The organism is Streptomyces lycii, from assembly GCF_009735685.1.
In the GTDB taxonomy this organism is placed as follows: domain Bacteria; phylum Actinomycetota; class Actinomycetes; order Streptomycetales; family Streptomycetaceae; genus Streptomyces; species Streptomyces lycii.
The window spans coordinates 32,339-49,032 of sequence record NZ_WHPN01000403.1; the positions used below are offsets into that span (position 1 = coordinate 32,339).

Genomic DNA, 16,694 nt, shown 5'->3' on the forward strand with positions numbered 1-16,694 from the left:
CAGGAGGAGGGGAATAGTCATTCAATCGGCTTGGGCTGCGGTGGAGGCACGTGGACGAACCGTGGAGGGGCGGGACTTCCCCGGGCGTCAGCGGGTAACGTCGTGGCGTGTCCGCCGACCCACTGCACCGCGCAGGAAGCAAGCCGTACAGGACGACAGCGCAGCCCGACCGATCCGGCGGCGAGGCGGCGAGCGCGGTCGAGGTGCGCCGGAGCACCCGGCGGCGGCGCACGGTGTCCGCCTACCGCGAGGGCGACCGCACGATCGTGCTGATCCCCGCCCGGATGTCCGAGGACGAGGAACAGCGCTGGGTGAGCGTGATGCTCGACCGGCTCGCGGCGCAGGAGAGCAAACGGATGCTGGGCGACAGCGAACTCGCCCGGCGCGCCGAGCAGCTCTCCGACCAGTATCTGAGCGGCCGGGCCCGCCCCGTCACCGTCCGCTGGGTCACCAACCAGAACACCCGCTGGGGCTCGTGCACCCCCGCCGAGGGCAGCATCCGGCTGTCCCACCGTCTCCAGGGCATGCCCGGGTACGTCCTGGACTACGTGCTGCTCCACGAGCTCGCCCATCTGCTGGTCCCGGGCCACGGGGCGCGGTTCTGGCAGCTGTTGGAGGCGTATCCGCGCACCGAGCGGGCCCGCGGCTACCTCGAGGGCGTGGTGGCCGCCGACCGGCTCCCGCACTTCCCCGAGAGCGGCGAGGACTGACCCCCGTCCTCCGGAAGGTCCCCCCGGGCCTCCGCGCAAACCAGTTGCGAACCTGTTGCGTACCGCCGTCGCCCGCCGTCGGACCCAGCGGTTAGCCTGACGCGGCAAAGCACCACGGCTCAGGATGGGGGACGGTCGTTACGTATGGCCAGGGAATTCCAGCGCGGCCACAAGGCCAAGATCAGTGACCTGACGGCGGGAACGGATCTGTACGTCGGCGTGCAGATGACCGGACCCGGACTGTCCTTCGACATCAGCTGCTTCGGACTGGACGCGGACGAGCGGCTGTCCGACGACCGGTACTTCATCTTCTTCAACCAGCCGAAATCCCCCGAGGAATCCGTCCAGTTGCTCGGCCCGCAGGCCGGTGACACCGAGTCCTTCCGGGTCACGCTCGACCGCGTCCCGCCGGGCATCCAGAAGCTGTCCTTCACCGCGACCCTCGACGGCGCCGGCCAGATGTCGCAGGCCGGCCCGGGCTACATCCGTATCGTCGCGGGCGGCGAGGAGGTCGCGCGCTACGCGTTCAGCGGCTCCGAGTTCAGCACGGAGCGCGCCGTGATGCTCGGCGACTTCTACCTCAAGGACGTCTGGCGGTTCGCCGCTGTCGGCCAGGGGTTCGACGGCGGGCTCGACGCGCTGCTGCAGAACTTCGGCGGTGAGGTGCTGGAGGAGGAGGCCCCGCAGGCCGCGGCCCCGCAGCAGTCCGGCGCGCCCGGCTTCGCCCCGCCGGCGCAGGCGGCCGCTCCGGCCGCACCGCCCTCCTTCGCCCCTCCGGCCGCACAGACTTCACCGGCCGCACAGGCTCCTCCGGCCGCACAGACTTCACCGGCCGCACAGGCTCCTCCGGCCGCACAGACTTCACCGGCCGCACAGGCTCCTCCGGCCGCACCGGCCCCGACGCCCGCGGCCCCCGCCCCGGCCCCGCAGTCCCCGGTGCCGCAGGCCCCCGCCCCGCAGCCCGCACAGGGCTTCGCGCCGCCCCCGCCGGGCACTCCGCAGGCTCCGCCGCAGACCCACGCGGCGCCGACGATCGCCGCCCCGATGGCGCCGCCCGGCGGCCCCGTGCCACCCCCTGCCCAGCCCGGCCCGCCCGGTCCGCTGCCGCCGCCGAGCGCCCCCAATCCGTACGCCCCCCAGGGCCAGCAGCCGCCCGGCCCGATGCAGCCACCGGGGCAGATGCAGCCGCCCGGCCCGATGCAGCCGCCGGGCGGAGGCCCCCCGTCGCCGTACGGCGCGCCGGGGCAGGTCCCCGGTCAGCCCGGCCCGTACGGAGTCCCGCAGGCCGCCGGCCCGCCCGGTCTCGGGGCGGCCCTGCAGAAGTACCGCGAGGCGCCGACCGGACAGCGCTGGACCCTGCAGAACCAGCAGCTCGTGCGCATCGACCTCGGCGCCGACGGCCAGCCCGTGCTCGCCCGCCAGGGCAGCATGGTGCTCTACCAGGGCAAGGTCGACTTCAGCTACAAGGGCGCCGGCTTCAGCGGCCGCGTCGTCGGCAACGCCACCGGCCAGGAGATGCAGCTGATGCGCTGCACCGGCCGCGGCCAGGTCTTCCTCGCCGAGAACGGTGCGCAGATCCACCCGATCGAGCTCCAGGGCGACGCGATCTGCGTCTCCGCCGAGAACGTCCTGGCGTTCGACGAGTCGCTCCAGCACGAGGTGCGCCGCGTCGAGGGGCACGGCATCCCGGGCGGCGCGCTGTTCACCATGCAGTTCCAGGGCACGGGCACGGTCGTCGTGAAGACCCAGGGCGTGCCCGTCGTCCTGCCGGTGACCCCGACGACGTTCGCCGACAGCAACGCGATCGTCGCCTGGTCCGCCGCCGCACAGGTGATCATCTCCAGCCAGGTGCGGCTGCGCCGGAACGCCTATCCCGGCCACAGCGGGGAGACCGTGAACCTCCAGTTCCGCGGGGCGCCCGGCAACTTCATCGTCGTCCAGCCGTACGAGGTCTGAGGGAGCCCGTGATGGACCAGCACATGATCTCGGGCTACGCCCCGACCCCGATCGCCGCCCGCATGGAGAACCACGGGCCCAGCATGCTCAAGGTCGCCATGCAGAGCGGCCAGGACGTCTTCGCCCGTACCGGCTCCATGGTCGCGTACGAGGGCTTCGTCCAGTACGAGCCGAACCCGCCCGCCGTCCGCCAGATGGCCTCGCAGTGGCTCACCGGCGAGGGCGCGCCGCTGATGAAGTGCAGCGGAGACGGTCTGCTGTATCTCGCCGACTACGGCGCGGACGTCGTCTGCGTCAATCTCGACAACGAGGCGCTGTCGGTCAACGGCACCAACCTGCTCGCCTTCGACGCCCACCTCCAGTGGGGCGTCCAGCGCGTCAAGGGCATGGCCAAGTTCGCCGGCCAGGGCCTGTTCAACGTGGGCATCACGGGCACCGGCTGGGTCGCGCTGACCTCCCGCGGCACCCCGATCGTCGTCGACTGCGGACGCGGCGAGGACGAGACGTATGTGGACCCGGACGCGCTCGTCGCCTGGTCCAGCGGGCTGAAGATGAAGGGGAAGCGCAGCTTCAAGGCGTCCTCCATGATCGGCCGGGGCAGCGGCGAGGCCTACCAGCTCGGCTTCTCCGGCCAGGGGTTCGTCGTCGTACAGCCCAGCGAGGACAGCACCGACCGGCTCCGGGCCCGGGGCTGAGGGGGATCGAAGACAGATGCAGAGTCCGCTTTTCGGCTACACCGAGAACCAGACGCAGGAGCGCTACGCCCTGCAGAACCCGCAGCTGCTGCGGGTCGGCCTCACCGGGCACGACGACGTCCTGGCCCGCAAGGGCAGCATGGTCGCGTACCAGGGCATGCTGGAGTTCGACGGCGAGTACCAGACCCAGGGGCAGCGCCGCGCCCGCGCCAACACCGGCGAGGGTCTGGACCTGATGCGCTGCTCCGGGCAGGGCACGGTCTATCTGGCCAACCTCGCCCAGTACGTCCACGTCATGGACGTGGACCACGAGGGACTGACGGTCGACAGTGCCTACGTCCTCGCGCTCGACTCCACGCTGCACTGGGAGACGATCGCCGTCGACAGCCAGTTCGGCGTGTCCGGCTCCGGCGCCTACAACCTCCAGATCTCCGGCCAGGGCAAGGTCGCGCTGATGACCTCGGGCAAGCCGCTGATGATGGAGGTCACGCCGGAGAAGTACGTCAACGCCGACGCGGACGCGGTGGTCGCCTGGTCGACCTCGCTGCGCGTCCAGATGCAGGCGCAGACGCACTCCTCCGGGGTCTTCCGGCGGCGTGGCAACACCGGTGAGGGCTGGGAGCTGAGCTTCCTCGGCCAGGGGTACGCGCTGGTCCAGCCCAGCGAGCTGCTGCCCCCGCAGAACGCCGTGATCGGCTCGGGCGTGCGCGCCCAGTACGGCATGGGGGCACAGGGCGCCCACGGCCAGAACCAGGGCAACATCTGGAACAACCGTTAGGAGCGTGGGTCGGCAGGGAGCAAGCCGCCGAGGGCCGGCGGTCGGGTCTCCGGCGGCCCGGGGCTGTCGGCGGTGCCGGGGTCGGTGCGGGGCGTGGTTGCTGCGGAGGGTGCTGCTGCCGCCCGGGCGCTCAGGCCCGGGTGGCGGCCGGTCCGGGGGTTCCGACCTGCCCGAAGATCTTTCGCGGGTTGTGGCAACCGGCGACCAGCCGCCATTCGGCGCGGGCTCCTGCTTCGCCGCGCAGCAGGAGTCTGCGGCCGTCTCGGCAGGTCATGATCGGTCATGATCTGCCCGAAGACGGGTTCGACGATGGCTCTGCGCTGGGCGTAGGCGGCGTCCGGGTTTGGTGAGCGGTTTGCGGGACATGCGCTCGCATGGCGTGGCGTCGGCGGGGATTCGTCCGCGCGGAGCGGGGCTGACGCGTCCGTCGTGGGACGGGCGGCCGGTGGCCATGAAGGTGCCGGTGCCGTGTCCTCCTTGCGCTCGGATGCGGCCTGAAGGTCCGCCTCGGAGCAGCAGCCCGCGTCGAGGAGCGCCTGACGTGCGTGGGTTCCGGTGTTCGCGGCGGGATTGGCCGAGCAGGCCGGTGCACTCGCGCTCGACCGCCCGCGACGAGCGCACTCCGGTGGTGTGCCCGTAGGTCAGTAGCCGGACCCTCAACCGCGGGTCATACGGCGGGAGCCTGCGCTTCTCGGCGCAGGACGCCAGGACCGGGCCCAGGTCGAACACCTCGTCGAGCAGTTGCTGCGAATCGGGCTACCGGAATTGTCCGTATGGAAGATCACGAACTGAGGGGGGGACGGCGTCGGGATCAACCGCCTGATCGACTGCCAAGATCCGCGGACAGCGCCGCGTAGATGTACTCGCTGCCCCAGCGATCCCCGTCGAGGTCGTTCTCGACCAGGTGCGCCTCCCGGCGCATCCCGAGGCGCTCACAGACCCGCACAGATCCGGTGTTCTCCACATCCAGCCGTGCGTAGAGCCGGTGCACGCCCAGTGTGTCGAAGGCAAACCCGGCCAGCGCCGCGGCCGCCTCGGTCGCGTAGCCGTGCCCCTGGTGACCTGGGGCGAGAGTCCAGCCGATCTCGGCCTGGGCGGCGCGGGCATCGGCCAGGGTGAGGCTCACCTCGCCAAGGACGCCGGGCTCATCGCGTCGGCAGACAGCGAGCGCCAGCTTGTCCCCGTCGGCGCGCCAGGCCGTCTGCGCCGCGCGCTCGGCGGCAACCTGCTCGCTGCGCTCACGCGTGTGCGCCGGCCGGTACAAGTAGCGCGCCACGCTCGGCAGGCTCTGGTAGGCGTACAGGGCGTCGGCGTCGGCGGGAGTGAACAGACGCAGTGACAACCGGGCCGTGGTCAACGGCAGCAGCGAGGCGACGTCCACGCGGGCCTCCGGGACGCGGATGTGGATCACATTGCGGACTGATTTTGGCATCACGGCTGCCCGGCAGCCACGCCTTTTCAGAGCAGCGCTCGGCAGCTTCAAGAGCAGCGCTCGACAGCCGCACTTCACCACGAGGCGCGGCGTTCCAGGAGTTGTTCACCGACCCACGCTCCTGGCCGGCGCCCGGTCCCGCGACGGGACCGGGAGCGGGGTACGGCCTGCCGCCGGGGTGCCGGCGGCAGGCCGTACCCCGTGGCCGCCACTTCTTCCGGCGCGGCGGCGTGGCTCTGTGGTGCCGCTTCCCGCGGCCGGACGAGGCCGTTCTCCTGACGCGGGCGGGGTCGTTCGCTGTGGCAGGACCTGTCGGCCGTGGCGGGACGGGACGGGAACCGTTCCCGTACGGATGCCCCGGACAACCCGGATGACCCGGCGCCCCGTACGGCAGTCGCGCCCCGTACGGCAGTCGCGCGCCGTACGGCAGTCCACGGGGCTCACGACACTCCCCGCCCGTACGACACTCCCCGAGCCGTACGGCAGTCCCCTCCCGTACGGACGGCCCAGGCACTCCGAGTGGGAAGGCCGCGGCCCCGTCCGGAAGGGGCCGCCGTCCTCCCTCAGAGCCGCGCGCGGGTCCGTGCGGCCAGGGCGACCACCGAGGCGTCGGCCACGGCGGGCAGCTCGTCCCAGCCGAACCAGCCCAGGTCCAGCGATTCCTCGCTGACCACCGGAGCCACCCCGGCCGGGGCGAGCGCGGCGTACTGCACGTCCAGATGCCAGGCGCAGGGCGTGAGGTGCCGGTCGAGCCTGACCGGCCCGCCGGGCAGCAGCTCCAGCCCGGCGATCCCGGACTCCTCGGTGGCCTCGCGCAGCGCCGCCTCCGCGAGGGTGGTGTCCTCGGGCTCACAGTGCCCGCCGGTCTGGAGCCACTGCTCCAGCTTGCGGTGCAGGGTCAGCAGGGCCCGGCCCGCGACCGGATCGACGATCAGCGCGCTCGCCGTCAGATGACCCTCCCGGCAGGACTTCCACATCCCGTCGGGGCGGGACGCCAGATGGTCCAGATAGCCGGCCCGCAGCTCCTCCTGGGCCCGGTCCGCGCCGGACGGCTCCGGCGGCATCCACTCCTTCAGTACGCGTACGGCGTCCTCGTGCAGGCTCACCGGCCGTCGTCGCCCTTGCTTCCGCCGTCCCCGTCCCCGTCCGCGCTGCCGCCACCGTCACCGGAACCACCGCTGCCGCCGGACGGGCCCGTGCCGCCCTCCGTGCCGCTGTCCGTACCGTCCCGGCCCGGCTGCTTCTTGTCCGGTGCGTGGCCGTCCGGTGCGGGACCGGACGCGCCGCCGCTCGCGGCCTCACCGAGCATCTTGTCCAGCTCGGAGAAGTCCGGCTGCTCGCGGTGCACGAACCCGTCCGGGTCGTCCAGGTCCTCGGCCGTCGGCAGCATGTCGGGGTGCTCCCACAGCCCGTCCCGGCCGTCGAGCCCCCGGGCGTCGGTGAGCGACGCCCACAGCCGCGAGGCGTCCCGCAGCCGCCGGGGCCGCAGCTCCAGCCCGATCAGGGTCGCGAAGGTCTGCTCCGCGGGACCGCCGGAGGCCCGGCGGCGGCGCAGCGCCTCGCGCAGCGCGCCGGCGGACGGCAGATGCGGGGCGGCCGCCGCGTGCACGACGGCGTCGACCCAGCCCTCGACCAGCGCGAGCGCCGTCTCCAGCCGGGCCAGCGCCGCCTTCTGCTGAGGCGAGTCCTCCGGCTGGAACATGCCCTGCTGGAGCGCGTCCTGCAACTGCTCCGGGTGCGTCGGGTCGAGCTGGCCGACGACGTCCTCCAGCTTGGCCGTGTCCACCTTGATGCCGCGGGCGTACCCCTCGACCGCGCCGAAGAGATGGGACTTCAGCCACGGCACGTGGGCGAAGAGCCGCTGGTGGGCGGCCTCGCGCAGCGCCAGATACAGCCGGACCTCGTCCAGCGGCACGCCCAGGTCCTTGCCGAAGACGGAGATGTTCAGCGGCAGCAGCGCGGCCTTGCGGGGCGGGCCCAGCGGCAGCCCGATGTCCGTGGAGCCGACGACCTCGCCGGCCAGCATGCCGACGGCCTGCCCGATCTGGGTGCCGAACATGGCGCCGCCCATGGAGCGCATCATCCCGAGCAGCGGGCCGGCCATGGCCTGCATCTCCTCGGGCAGCACGTCCCCCATGGCCGCGCCGACCCGCTCGGCGACCGGGTCCACCAGGTCCTTCCACACCGGGAGCGTCGCCTCGACCCACTCGGCGCGGCTCCAGGCGACCGCGGAGTTCGCCCCGGACGGCAGCGACGTCACCCCGTCCAGCCACAGGTCGGCCAGCCGTACGGCCTCCTCCACCGCGGCCCGCTCGGACGGTGAGACGCTGGCGTCCTTCGTCCCCTCACCGGCACCGCCGGACGGGACCGTGCCCTGCGCGACGGTCTGCCGGGCGATGTCCTTGGCCATGTCCCAGTTCACCGGGCCGCCCTCGTACGAGAGCATCTGGCCGAGCTGCTGGAAGGCGGCGCCCAGGTCGTTGGGGTTCAGGGAACCGAACATCGCGGCGAGCGGATTGTCCCCGCTGCCGCCGCCGAACCCGAACGGATTCGCCGGACCCTGTCCACCGGGCTGGTCGCCCTTCTTCCTGCCGTTGTCGCCGTCCTCCGGCTCCTCCGGCGGAAGGCCGAATCCGAATGGGTTGTCACTCACGGGTTTCCTCGGCTCGTAGGGCCGCCGACCGGGGCCGGCGGCGACTGCCCGACTTCACCACCCAGCGTAGACACCCCGCCCGCATCCGGGCTCGGTGCTCCGCCCGGCGGTCGGCTGCGGCAGGATGGATGCCACCTGGACCGTACGCTCACGTCACGTACGCACGTACGCAGACAACCGCTGGAGACGCCCGGTGAGTTCCCCAGACCCACAAGTTCGCGCAGCGCGAAACATTTCGGCAGCGCCCGGACGGCGGCCCGTCGTCGCCGTGACCGGTGCCGCCTCGGGCGTGGGAGCCCTGCTCACGCAGCGGCTCGCGGAGTCCGACGAGATCAAGCACGTCATCGCCATCGACGAGCGGCAGGGGGATGTCTCGGAGGCGCAGTGGCACGTCCTCGACGTCCGCGACCCGCTCATCGCCGGAAAGCTCAAGGGCGCCGACGTGGTGGTGCACCTCGCGCTCGACCTCGACCTGGAGACCGACGCCGCGGCCCGCTCGGCCTACAACGTGCGCGGCACGCAGACCGTCCTGACCGCCGCCGCGGCGGCCGGCGTGCACCGCGTCGTGCTGTGCACCTCGGCCATGGTCTACGGCGCCCTGCCCGACAACGACGTACCGCTCGCGGAGGACGCCGAGCTGCGCGCCACCGCGGACGCGACGGGCGTCGGCGACCTGCTGGAGATCGAACGGCTGGCGCGCCGCGCGCCGCGGGCGCACCCCGGCCTGAACGTCACGGTGCTGCGGCCCGCCGTCCTCGTCGGCGGCACCGACACCGCCCTGACCCGCTACTTCGAGTCACCGCGGCTGCTCGTCGTCGCGGGCTCCCGGCCCGCCTGGCAGTTCTGCCACGTCGAGGACCTGGTCGGGGCGCTGGAGTACGCGGCGCTGGAAAAGGTCGAGGGCGAGGCCGTGGTCGGCTGTGACGGCTGGCTGGAGCAGGAAGAGGTGGAGGAGCTGACCGGGATACGGCGGATGGAACTGCCGTCGGCGGTCGCTCTCGGCGCCGCCTCCCGGCTGCACCGGCTCGGCCTCACCCCGTCTCCGGCGGGTGACCTGGCGTACACGATGCATCCCTGGGTGGTCAGCGGCAGCCGTCTGCACGACGCGGGCTGGCGGCCCCGGTGGACGAACGAGGAGGTGCTCGCCGAGCTGCTCGACGAGGTCGCGGGCCGGCACACCGTGGCGGGCCGCAGGCTGGGCCGCAAGGACGCCACCACGCTCGGAGCGGCCGGGGCGACGGTCGCCCTGGTGGGTACCGCCGCGCTGGTGCGCCGGGCCCGCAAGGCACGCCGGAGGATCTGAGTGGAGGGTCCCGGGCCCCGGACGCCGGAAGGGAGGGTTCCCGTCCCGGGTGGCGTCCGCCCGTGCGGCCTTTGTCGGTGGGGTGCGGCACGATGGCGTGCATGGCAGGCGAACTGGCAGACGAGTACGAGCACGAGCGGCGCCCCCGGGGAGAGCACCCGGGCGAGTCGGCACACCCGGACCCGATCCGGCTGCTGGCGATCCGCGACACGCCGTTGTCGTTGGACGAGGTGTTCCGGGCGGTCGGCGACGACTCCGCGGGCGGCACCGCGCTCTTCGTCGGCACGGTCAGGGACCACGACGGCGGTGCCGGGGTGACGGAGCTGGGCTATTCCTCGCATCCGACGGCCGAGGCGGAGCTGCGGCGGGTCGCGGAGAAGGTGGTGGCGGACTTCCCGGTGCGGGCGCTGGCCGCCGTCCACCGGGTCGGTGATCTCGTCGTGGGGGACCTGGCCGTGGTGGTGGCGGTTTCCTGCGCGCACCGGGCGGAGGCGTTCGAGGCGTGCCGCCGCCTGATCGACGACCTCAAGCACGAGGTCCCCATCTGGAAACACCAGCGCTTCACGGACGGCACAGAAGAATGGGTCGGCGCGTAGCGCCTCGTTGGGGGGGTGGTGGTCGGGTGACGGGTGGGAGGGTCGGCGCGTAGCGCCTCGTTGGGGGGTGGTGGCTGGGCGACGGGCCGGAGGGGTGGCGCGTGGCGTCTCGTGTTGAGGAGCGGTGGCCGGGGGACGCGCGGGAGGATTGGCGCGTGGCGCCTCGGCGGTGGGATGTGGCGGGCCGCGGTGGCCGGCCGGCGGCGGTGCGTGACGGCATGACCCTGTTCGGTATGCCCGACTAGTGCACCTGGCGGATTCTGGTTGCGTAACCGGCACCCTGTGACGAGCGTTGAGCTTGCGGATGGTTAATCTGCTCATCGGTTGTTGGTTGCGCTTGTACATGGGGTCGGGAGGCCGGTATGGCGGCTGTCGCGTGGTTGCTGATTCCGGTTGTCGCGGGAGTGGGTGCCGGAGTGTGGGCCCGCTGGGCGGCGCGTAAGCGTACGACCGGGGATGTCGCCGAGCTCGCGGGGTATGCGCGGTTCCGGGCGGCGATGGAGCGTGACGGTTCCGGCCAGGACGCCGCCTGACCGTTCGCGCCGCTCGGCGCGCGTACGCAGTCGCCAATCCGGCCACGGACGGACCGGCCCCACGGGTGAACCTCTGAGCCCGTCCCGTACTGTCGTTCCATGCCACGCCGGACCGCGACGATGCTCGCCTCCACCCTGATGCTGATCGCGCTGCTGTGCGCGGGAGTGCTGATCCCGGTGCCGTACGCGGAGATGTCTCCCGGCCCCACGGTGAACACCCTGGGGGAGCACGACGGTGAGCCGGTCCTGGACATCAAGGGACGCGAGACGCACCCCACGACGGGGCACCTCAACATGACGACGGTCCGGGTCACGGGCGCGGACTACCGGATGAATCTCCTGGAGGCGGTGTACGGCTGGCTGTCCCGCGACGCCGTCGTGCCGCACAGCACGCTCTACCCGGAGGGCCAGACGGCGGAGCAGGCCGACCAGGAGAACGCCGAGGAGTTCAGCCAGTCCCAGGAGAGCGCCAAGGTCGCTGCCCTCGAGGAGATGGGCGAGGAGGTCGCCTCGCGGGTGGTGGTCGGCTCGGTCGTGGAGGACAGCCCGTCGCAGGGGAAGCTGCACGCCGGTGATGTGATCAAGTCCGTGGACGGCACCCGGGTCGAGGAGCCCGGTGACGTCGCGAAGCTGGTCACGAAGCACGAGCCGGGGGAGCCGGTCGACTTCTCCGTCGTCCCGGCAAAAAAGGCGGCCGCGGCGGAGAAGGCCCGTGAGCCGGAGCCGAAGGCCACCGAGACCGTCACCGTCACCACGAAGGAAGCGCCGGACGACGGCCGGGCGATCGTCGGGATCGAGGCCGCGACCGACCACACGTTCCCGTTCGAGATCGACATCAGGCTGGCCGACGTCGGCGGTCCCAGCGCGGGGCTCATGTTCGCCCTCGGGATTGTCGACAAGTTGACTCCGGGACCGCTGACCGGGGGCAAGTTCGTCGCCGGCACCGGCACCATCGACGAAGAGGGCAAGGTCGGGCCGATCGGCGGCATCCAGATGAAGACCGTCGGAGCGCGGGAGAAGGGCGCCGAGTTCTTCCTGACGCCCGCGGACAACTGCGCCACCGCGACCAAGAACCTCCCGGACGGCCTGACGCTGGTCAAGGTCGAGCAGATGAGTGACGCGCTGGCGTCCGTCAAGAAGATCGCCAAGGGCGACACCTCGGGCCTGCCGGAGTGCGCGAAGGGCTGACCGGGCGGAACGGCCCCGGCAGCAGGGCATCGTACGCCCCGGCCCCGGCCGGCAACGCTCCGAACCCGGCCCCGGCCGGCAACGCTCCGAACCCGGCCCCGGCGGATGACGCTCCGGACCCGGCCTCGAAGAGCAGCATTGCTCCGGACCCGGCCTCGGCAGGCAACAGCGCTCCGGACCCGTACCCGCCGGGAAGCCTCCGGGCCCGTCCCCGGGACGATGCGCGCCGGGTCCGGCTCCGGGAGGAAAAGTCCCGGCCCCGGACACATGCGGAACAGGCCGGGCCGCCACTGCGCCCCGGCCTGTTCCGGCGTCACTCCGCCAAGGGCGCGTCACTCCGCGAAGGGCGTCACTCCGCGAAGGTCGCCGTCAGCGCGTCGGCCAGCCCGGGCACCAGCCCGGCTCCGGTCAGCACCTCCGTCGGCGAGTCCTTCTCGCGCAGCCGCAGCGCCGACTCGCGGGAGCCGTCCCGCAGTACGGCGACGGTCATCCGGACCTCCCGGCTGCCGGGGTGGTCGGCCACCCACTTCGCCAGCTGGGCCTCGTCCAGATCGTCCGGTACGTCGGACTCGGCCTCCGGCGGCAGCATCAGCCGCTCGACCGTCATGGCGCAGCCGGCCACCGCGTCGGGCCAGGCGATCGTCGCCAGGAACTCGTCCAGCGGGGTGCCGGACGGGATCTCGTCCTGCTCCACCGGGGTGAGGGAGGACGTGTCGTTCTCGTCCGCGATACCGAGCTGACCGGCCAGCTCCGGTTCCTCGGTGCGGATGCGGGCGGTGTCGACAAGGGCGAAGAGCCGGGCGGGCTGGTCCCAGCCGAGCCCGGAGGCGTACTCGTCGATCTCGAGCACGGCGCGGGTCAGCGGGGCAGCGGCGATGGGGTCCGGGCCGGAGGATGCGGGCCCGGGTTCGGTCGGGGAGGACATGGACCACATCTTGCCTCCTTCGTGACCCGAATCGGGAACTGGGTAAAGCTTGAGTAAGTTGCATGAGTGGGCCCTAGGATCTCCGGGCCCGCTCATACGACAGCGAATCTTCGAGGTGCGCACCTTGGCTTTCCAGATGCCGGACCGCGGCGGAGGCCCGACAGGGCCACGGATCAGAGTCGGCCGGCCGTCCCGGCGCTCCAGGACCCTGCTCATGACGCTGGGCGTGCTGGCCGTGCTGGCCATGGCGTTCGTCATGTTCGCCGGGTTCTGGACGGACTGGCTCTGGTATCGCTCGGTCGCCTATTCATCGGTCTTCACGACCACCCTGTGGACCAAGATCGGTCTCTTCTTCGTCTTCGGCCTGCTGATGGCCGCGGCCATCGGGGTCAACATCTGGCTGGCGCACCGGATGCGGCCGCCGCTCAGCGCGATGTCGATGGAGCAGCAGAGTCTCGACCGCTACCGGATGAGCATCGCCCCGTACAAGAAGTGGGTGCTGCTCGGGGTGACCGCGCTGGTCGGCCTGATCGGCGGGGCCTCGGCCTCCGGACAGTGGCGTACCTGGCTGCTGTGGACCAACGGCGTGCCGTTCGGCCAGAAGGACCCGCAGTTCGGCAAGGACGTGTCGTTCTACGCCTTCGACCTGCCCTGGTACCGCTTCCTGCTGGCCTTCGGCTTCGCGGTCGTGGTGCTCTCCCTGATCGCTGCGGCCCTGGTGCACTACCTCTACGGGGGACTGCGGCTCACCAGCCCGGGGGCCAAGGCCACCGGTGCGGCGACCGGTCATCTGTCGGTGCTGCTCGGTCTGTTCGTGGCGCTCAAGGCGGTGGCGTACTGGTTCGACCGGTACGCCCTCGCGGTGAAGTCCAGCGACTTCAAGGCCACCGGCAACTGGACCGGGCTGCGCTATGTCGACGCCAACGCCTATCTGCCGGCCAAGACGATCCTCTTCTGCATCGCCGCCATCTGCGCGGTGCTGTTCTTCGCCACCCTCTGGCGGCGCACCTGGCAGCTTCCGGTGATCGGTTTCGGTCTGATGGTGCTGTCGGCGATCCTGATCGGCGGCCTCTACCCGGCCATCGTGCAGAAGTTCCAGGTCCAGCCGAACGAGCAGGCCAAGGAAGCCCCGTACATCAAGAAGCACATCGATGCCACGCGTGACGCGTACGACATCGACGACTCCAAGGTGAGCGACTACGAGGGCAAGGTCGACGTCGACCAGGCGGACACCGAGAAGCTCCGCGCGGAGGCCGAGTCCACGGCGAGCCTGCGGCTGCTCGACCCGAACGTCGTCTCGCCGACCTTCCAGCAGCTCCAGCAGGTGCGCGGTTACTACCAGTTCCCGGCCACGCTGGACGTCGACCGTTACAAGGACGAGGACGGCAAGGAGCAGGACACCGTCATCGGCCTGCGCGAGCTGAACATCAACGGCATCCCCGAGCGCAACTGGATCAACGACCACTTCAAGTACACCCACGGTTACGGCGCGGTCGCCGCCAAGGGCACCGCGACGACCGGCGGCGGCGCCCCGGACTTCACCGAGTCCGACCTGCCGACCAAGGGTGACCTGAGCGAGGAGAAGTACCAGCAGCGGATCTACTACGGCGAGAAGACGACGCAGTACTCGATCGTCGGCGGGCCGCAGCAGGAGCTGGACTACTCCGACGACAGCGGCGAGAAGCTGTACACGTACAGCGGCAAGAGCGGTGTGAACCTCTCCAACCCGGTGAACCGCGCGGCCTACGCCGCGGCGTTCAACGAGCCGCAGATCCTCTACTCCGGGGCCATCGGGGAGGGTTCGCGGATCCTGTACAACCGCACCCCGAAGGAGCGCGTCGAGGCGGTCGCGCCCTGGCTGACGATCGACGGTGACGCCTACCCGGCCCTGGTGGACGGGCGGATCCAGTGGATCATCGACGCGTACACCACCTCGAACGGCTATCCGTACGCGTCCCGCACCACCCTGGGGGACACGACGGCCGACTCGCTGACCGACGGCCAGCGCGAGGTCGTCGCCCAGCAGAACCAGGTCAACTACATCCGCAACTCCGTGAAGGCCACCGTGGACGCCTACACCGGCGCGGTGGAGCTCTACGAGTGGGACACCAAGGACCCGGTGCTGAAGACCTGGAAGAACGCCTTCCCGGGCACGGTCAAGGCCAAGAGCGAGATCGGCGACGAGCTGATGGAGCACCTGCGGTATCCGCAGGACCTGTTCAAGGTGCAGCGCGAGCTGCTGACCCGCTACCACGTGACCAGCCCCGCGCAGTTCTACAGCGGCAGTGAGGTCTGGCAGGTCCCGGACGACCCGACGAACAAGTCGGGCAACTCCGTCCCGCCGTACTACCTCAGCATGCAGATGCCGGACCAGGACGCGCAGACGTTCTCGCTGACGACGACCTTCACGCCGAACAGACGCGACAACCTCGGTGCCTTCATGGCGGTCGACGCGGACGCCGAGAGCGACGGGTACGGCACGATCAGAATCCTGAAGCTGCCGTCGAACACCACGGTGTCCGGCCCGCAACAGGTGCAGAGCAAGTTCAACTCCGAGACGGCCATCGCCAACGAGATCAACATCCTCCAGCGGGGCGACTCGGAGATCGAGTACGGCAACTTGCTCACCGTGCCACTGGACGGCGGACTGCTGTACGTGGAGCCGGTCTACGTCAGAGGTGCCGGTACCAACTACCCGCTGCTGCGGAAGGTCCTGGTCTCCTACGGCGACAAGACGGCCTTCGAGAACACCCTCGACGAGGCGCTCGACGTGGTCTTCGGTGACGAGAAGAGTGACTCCGGTGACACCGGGGGCACCGGTGACGGGACCGAGGAGCCACCGGACGGCGGCGACGCGGGTGAGCAGGACCCGACCGTGCGGGAAGCCCTCGCGGACGCCCAAGAGGCGTACGAGGCGGGCGAGAAGGCCCTCGCCGAGCAGGACTGGACCGAGTACGGCAAGGCCCAGGAGGACCTCAAGGCCGCGCTCCGCCGGGCCGCCGAGGCCGAGGAGGCAGCGTCCGGCGACGGAGGCGGACAGGGCAGCTGAGCAGGCACCACCCCGCGCCGTGCTAGAGTTGTGAACACAACGGCGCGGGGTGGAGCAGCTCGGTAGCTCGCTGGGCTCATAACCCAGAGGTCGCAGGTTCAAATCCTGTCCCCGCTACTCATATGAAGGGCCCGGAGTCAACAGACTCCGGGCCCTTCACTTGTGCGGGTGCTTGGGGCCGTCAGGCGTTTGAAGACACGTCATGTCGGGAAGTCGACAAAACGCCGAAGTGACTTCGCTGGCTGCGGTATACCAGGTGTACGCGGGTTGCAGGTGGTGCGACGATGGCCCTTATGGGGGAGAAGGCAATTCTGTTGGAATCAGGTCGGTTTGTGGCTGACCCCGTGACCGGGGGAGCCGGGGGAGTTCCGGTCGTGACGACCGGTCCGAAGAGCTGGGCCGAAGCCGACAGCGGCACCGAGGCCGACGGCGCCACCGCCACCGCAGACGCCGAGGCGGAAGCCCGGCACCGCCGCGCCGCCGAGTCCGGCGACAAGGAGTCCTCCAGCGTCCTGGGCGCCCTGCTGCTGCGCCGCGGCGACCTCGACGGGGCCGAGCCCCACCTGCGCGCCGCCGCCGCGGGCGGGGACCGCGCCGCCGCCAACAACCTCGGAGTGCTGCTGCACCAGCGCGGCTGCCGCGAGGAGGCCGCCGGCTGGTGGCGGATCGCCGCCGTCGCCGGATCCGCGGCCGCGGCGCACGCCCTCGGGCGGTACCACCGCGAGCTGGGCGACGAACCCGCCGCCGAATACTGGCTGCGCCAGTCCGCCGAGTCCGGCCACGCTCTCGGCGCGTACGCCCTGGCCGACCTGCTGGAGCACCGCGGTGACGCCGGAGCGGTGCGCTGGTTCCGCGCCGCGGCCGAGCAGGGGCACC

General features: G+C 71.4%; 12 protein-coding genes, 1 tRNA gene and 2 pseudogenes. 10 read left to right on the forward strand and 5 right to left on the reverse strand.

Features of this window, described 5'->3' with window-relative positions; all coding sequences use genetic code 11:
• Window positions 1–107 precede the first annotated feature (107 nt).
• The 4 genes from GCU69_RS28010 to GCU69_RS28025 all read left to right on the forward strand — a co-directional run bounded on the left by GCU69_RS28010 (window position 108) and on the right by GCU69_RS28025 (window position 4,139).
• A complete protein-coding gene (locus GCU69_RS28010) occupies window positions 108–710 on the forward strand; it encodes a M48 metallopeptidase family protein (protein ID WP_098749967.1) in 603 nt (200 codons plus the stop codon).
• 144 nt (window positions 711–854) lie between these two features.
• Window positions 855–2,666 carry a TerD family protein gene (locus GCU69_RS28015; protein ID WP_156207541.1) on the forward strand — a complete coding sequence of 604 codons (1,812 nt, stop codon included), beginning with the start codon at window positions 855–857 and terminating at the stop codon, window positions 2,664–2,666.
• Window positions 2,667–2,677: 11 nt separating this feature from the next.
• Window positions 2,678–3,361: an AIM24 family protein gene (locus GCU69_RS28020; RefSeq protein ID WP_098749970.1), complete on the forward strand. Its 684-nt coding sequence runs from the start codon at window positions 2,678–2,680 to the stop codon at window positions 3,359–3,361.
• 16 nt (window positions 3,362–3,377) lie between these two features.
• On the forward strand, window positions 3,378–4,139 hold the full coding sequence (locus GCU69_RS28025; protein WP_098749971.1) for an AIM24 family protein: 762 nt from the start codon (window positions 3,378–3,380) through the stop codon (window positions 4,137–4,139).
• A gap of 130 nt (window positions 4,140–4,269) precedes the next feature.
• Here the strand turns inward: GCU69_RS28025 and GCU69_RS28030 are convergent.
• From GCU69_RS28030 to GCU69_RS28045, 4 genes and pseudogenes are all read right to left on the reverse strand, one after another.
• A pseudogene (locus GCU69_RS28030) lies at window positions 4,270–4,705 on the reverse strand (hypothetical protein); the annotation flags it as partial.
• A gap of 245 nt (window positions 4,706–4,950) precedes the next feature.
• Window positions 4,951–5,571 carry a GNAT family N-acetyltransferase gene (locus GCU69_RS28035; protein WP_218037994.1) on the reverse strand — a complete coding sequence of 207 codons (621 nt, stop codon included), beginning with the start codon at window positions 5,569–5,571 and terminating at the stop codon, window positions 4,951–4,953.
• A 563-nt stretch (window positions 5,572–6,134) separates the two neighbouring features.
• Window positions 6,135–6,677, reverse strand: a complete 543-nt coding sequence (locus GCU69_RS28040; RefSeq protein ID WP_098749973.1) for an NUDIX hydrolase — start codon at window positions 6,675–6,677, stop codon at window positions 6,135–6,137.
• Window positions 6,674–8,224: a zinc-dependent metalloprotease gene (locus tag GCU69_RS28045; protein WP_156207542.1), complete on the reverse strand. Its 1,551-nt coding sequence runs from the start codon at window positions 8,222–8,224 to the stop codon at window positions 6,674–6,676. Before GCU69_RS28045 ends, GCU69_RS28040 begins: the two co-directional genes overlap by 4 nt.
• Before the next feature lie 193 nt (window positions 8,225–8,417).
• On the opposite strand from GCU69_RS28045, the gene GCU69_RS28050 reads away from it, so the two are divergent.
• From GCU69_RS28050 to GCU69_RS28060, 3 genes are all read left to right on the forward strand, one after another.
• Window positions 8,418–9,527, forward strand: a complete 1,110-nt coding sequence (locus tag GCU69_RS28050; RefSeq protein ID WP_098749975.1) for an SDR family oxidoreductase — start codon at window positions 8,418–8,420, stop codon at window positions 9,525–9,527.
• A gap of 101 nt (window positions 9,528–9,628) precedes the next feature.
• Entirely contained in the window at window positions 9,629–10,123 is a 495-nt protein-coding gene (locus GCU69_RS28055; RefSeq protein ID WP_098749976.1) for a molybdenum cofactor biosynthesis protein MoaE, read from the forward strand.
• A gap of 632 nt (window positions 10,124–10,755) precedes the next feature.
• On the forward strand, window positions 10,756–11,844 hold the full coding sequence (locus GCU69_RS28060; RefSeq protein WP_156207543.1) for a YlbL family protein: 1,089 nt from the start codon (window positions 10,756–10,758) through the stop codon (window positions 11,842–11,844).
• 349 nt (window positions 11,845–12,193) lie between these two features.
• Here GCU69_RS28060 and GCU69_RS28065 read toward each other — a convergent pair whose 3' ends face one another.
• Entirely contained in the window at window positions 12,194–12,778 is a 585-nt protein-coding gene (locus GCU69_RS28065) for a PPA1309 family protein (RefSeq protein ID WP_235978749.1), read from the reverse strand.
• Between the two features lie 127 nt (window positions 12,779–12,905).
• Here GCU69_RS28065 and GCU69_RS28070 point away from each other — a divergent pair, with 127 nt between their 5' ends.
• From GCU69_RS28070 to GCU69_RS28080, 3 genes and pseudogenes are all read left to right on the forward strand, one after another.
• Entirely contained in the window at window positions 12,906–15,818 is a 2,913-nt protein-coding gene (locus tag GCU69_RS28070) for a UPF0182 family membrane protein (RefSeq protein ID WP_156207545.1), read from the forward strand.
• A gap of 43 nt (window positions 15,819–15,861) precedes the next feature.
• Window positions 15,862–15,935: transfer RNA gene (locus GCU69_RS28075), tRNA-Met, on the forward strand.
• 167 nt (window positions 15,936–16,102) lie between these two features.
• A pseudogene (locus GCU69_RS28080) lies at window positions 16,103–16,694 on the forward strand (sel1 repeat family protein); the annotation flags it as partial.

Excerpts from the sequence above, each read along its gene's own strand:
- GCU69_RS28015 (WP_156207541.1), top strand. The coding sequence starts at position 855 with ATGGCCAGGGAATTCCAGCGCGGCCACAAGGCCAAGATCAGTGACCTG.
- GCU69_RS28020 (WP_098749970.1), top strand. The coding sequence starts at position 2,678 with ATGGACCAGCACATGATCTCGGGCTACGCCCCGACCCCGATCGCCGCC.
- GCU69_RS28025 (WP_098749971.1), top strand. The coding sequence starts at position 3,378 with ATGCAGAGTCCGCTTTTCGGCTACACCGAGAACCAGACGCAGGAGCGC.
- GCU69_RS28035 (WP_218037994.1), bottom strand. The coding sequence starts at position 5,571 with ATGCCAAAATCAGTCCGCAATGTGATCCACATCCGCGTCCCGGAGGCC.
- GCU69_RS28055 (WP_098749976.1), top strand. The coding sequence starts at position 9,629 with ATGGCAGGCGAACTGGCAGACGAGTACGAGCACGAGCGGCGCCCCCGG.
- GCU69_RS28060 (WP_156207543.1), top strand. The coding sequence starts at position 10,756 with ATGCCACGCCGGACCGCGACGATGCTCGCCTCCACCCTGATGCTGATC.
- GCU69_RS28065 (WP_235978749.1), bottom strand. The coding sequence starts at position 12,778 with ATGTGGTCCATGTCCTCCCCGACCGAACCCGGGCCCGCATCCTCCGGC.
- GCU69_RS28070 (WP_156207545.1), top strand. The coding sequence starts at position 12,906 with ATGCCGGACCGCGGCGGAGGCCCGACAGGGCCACGGATCAGAGTCGGC.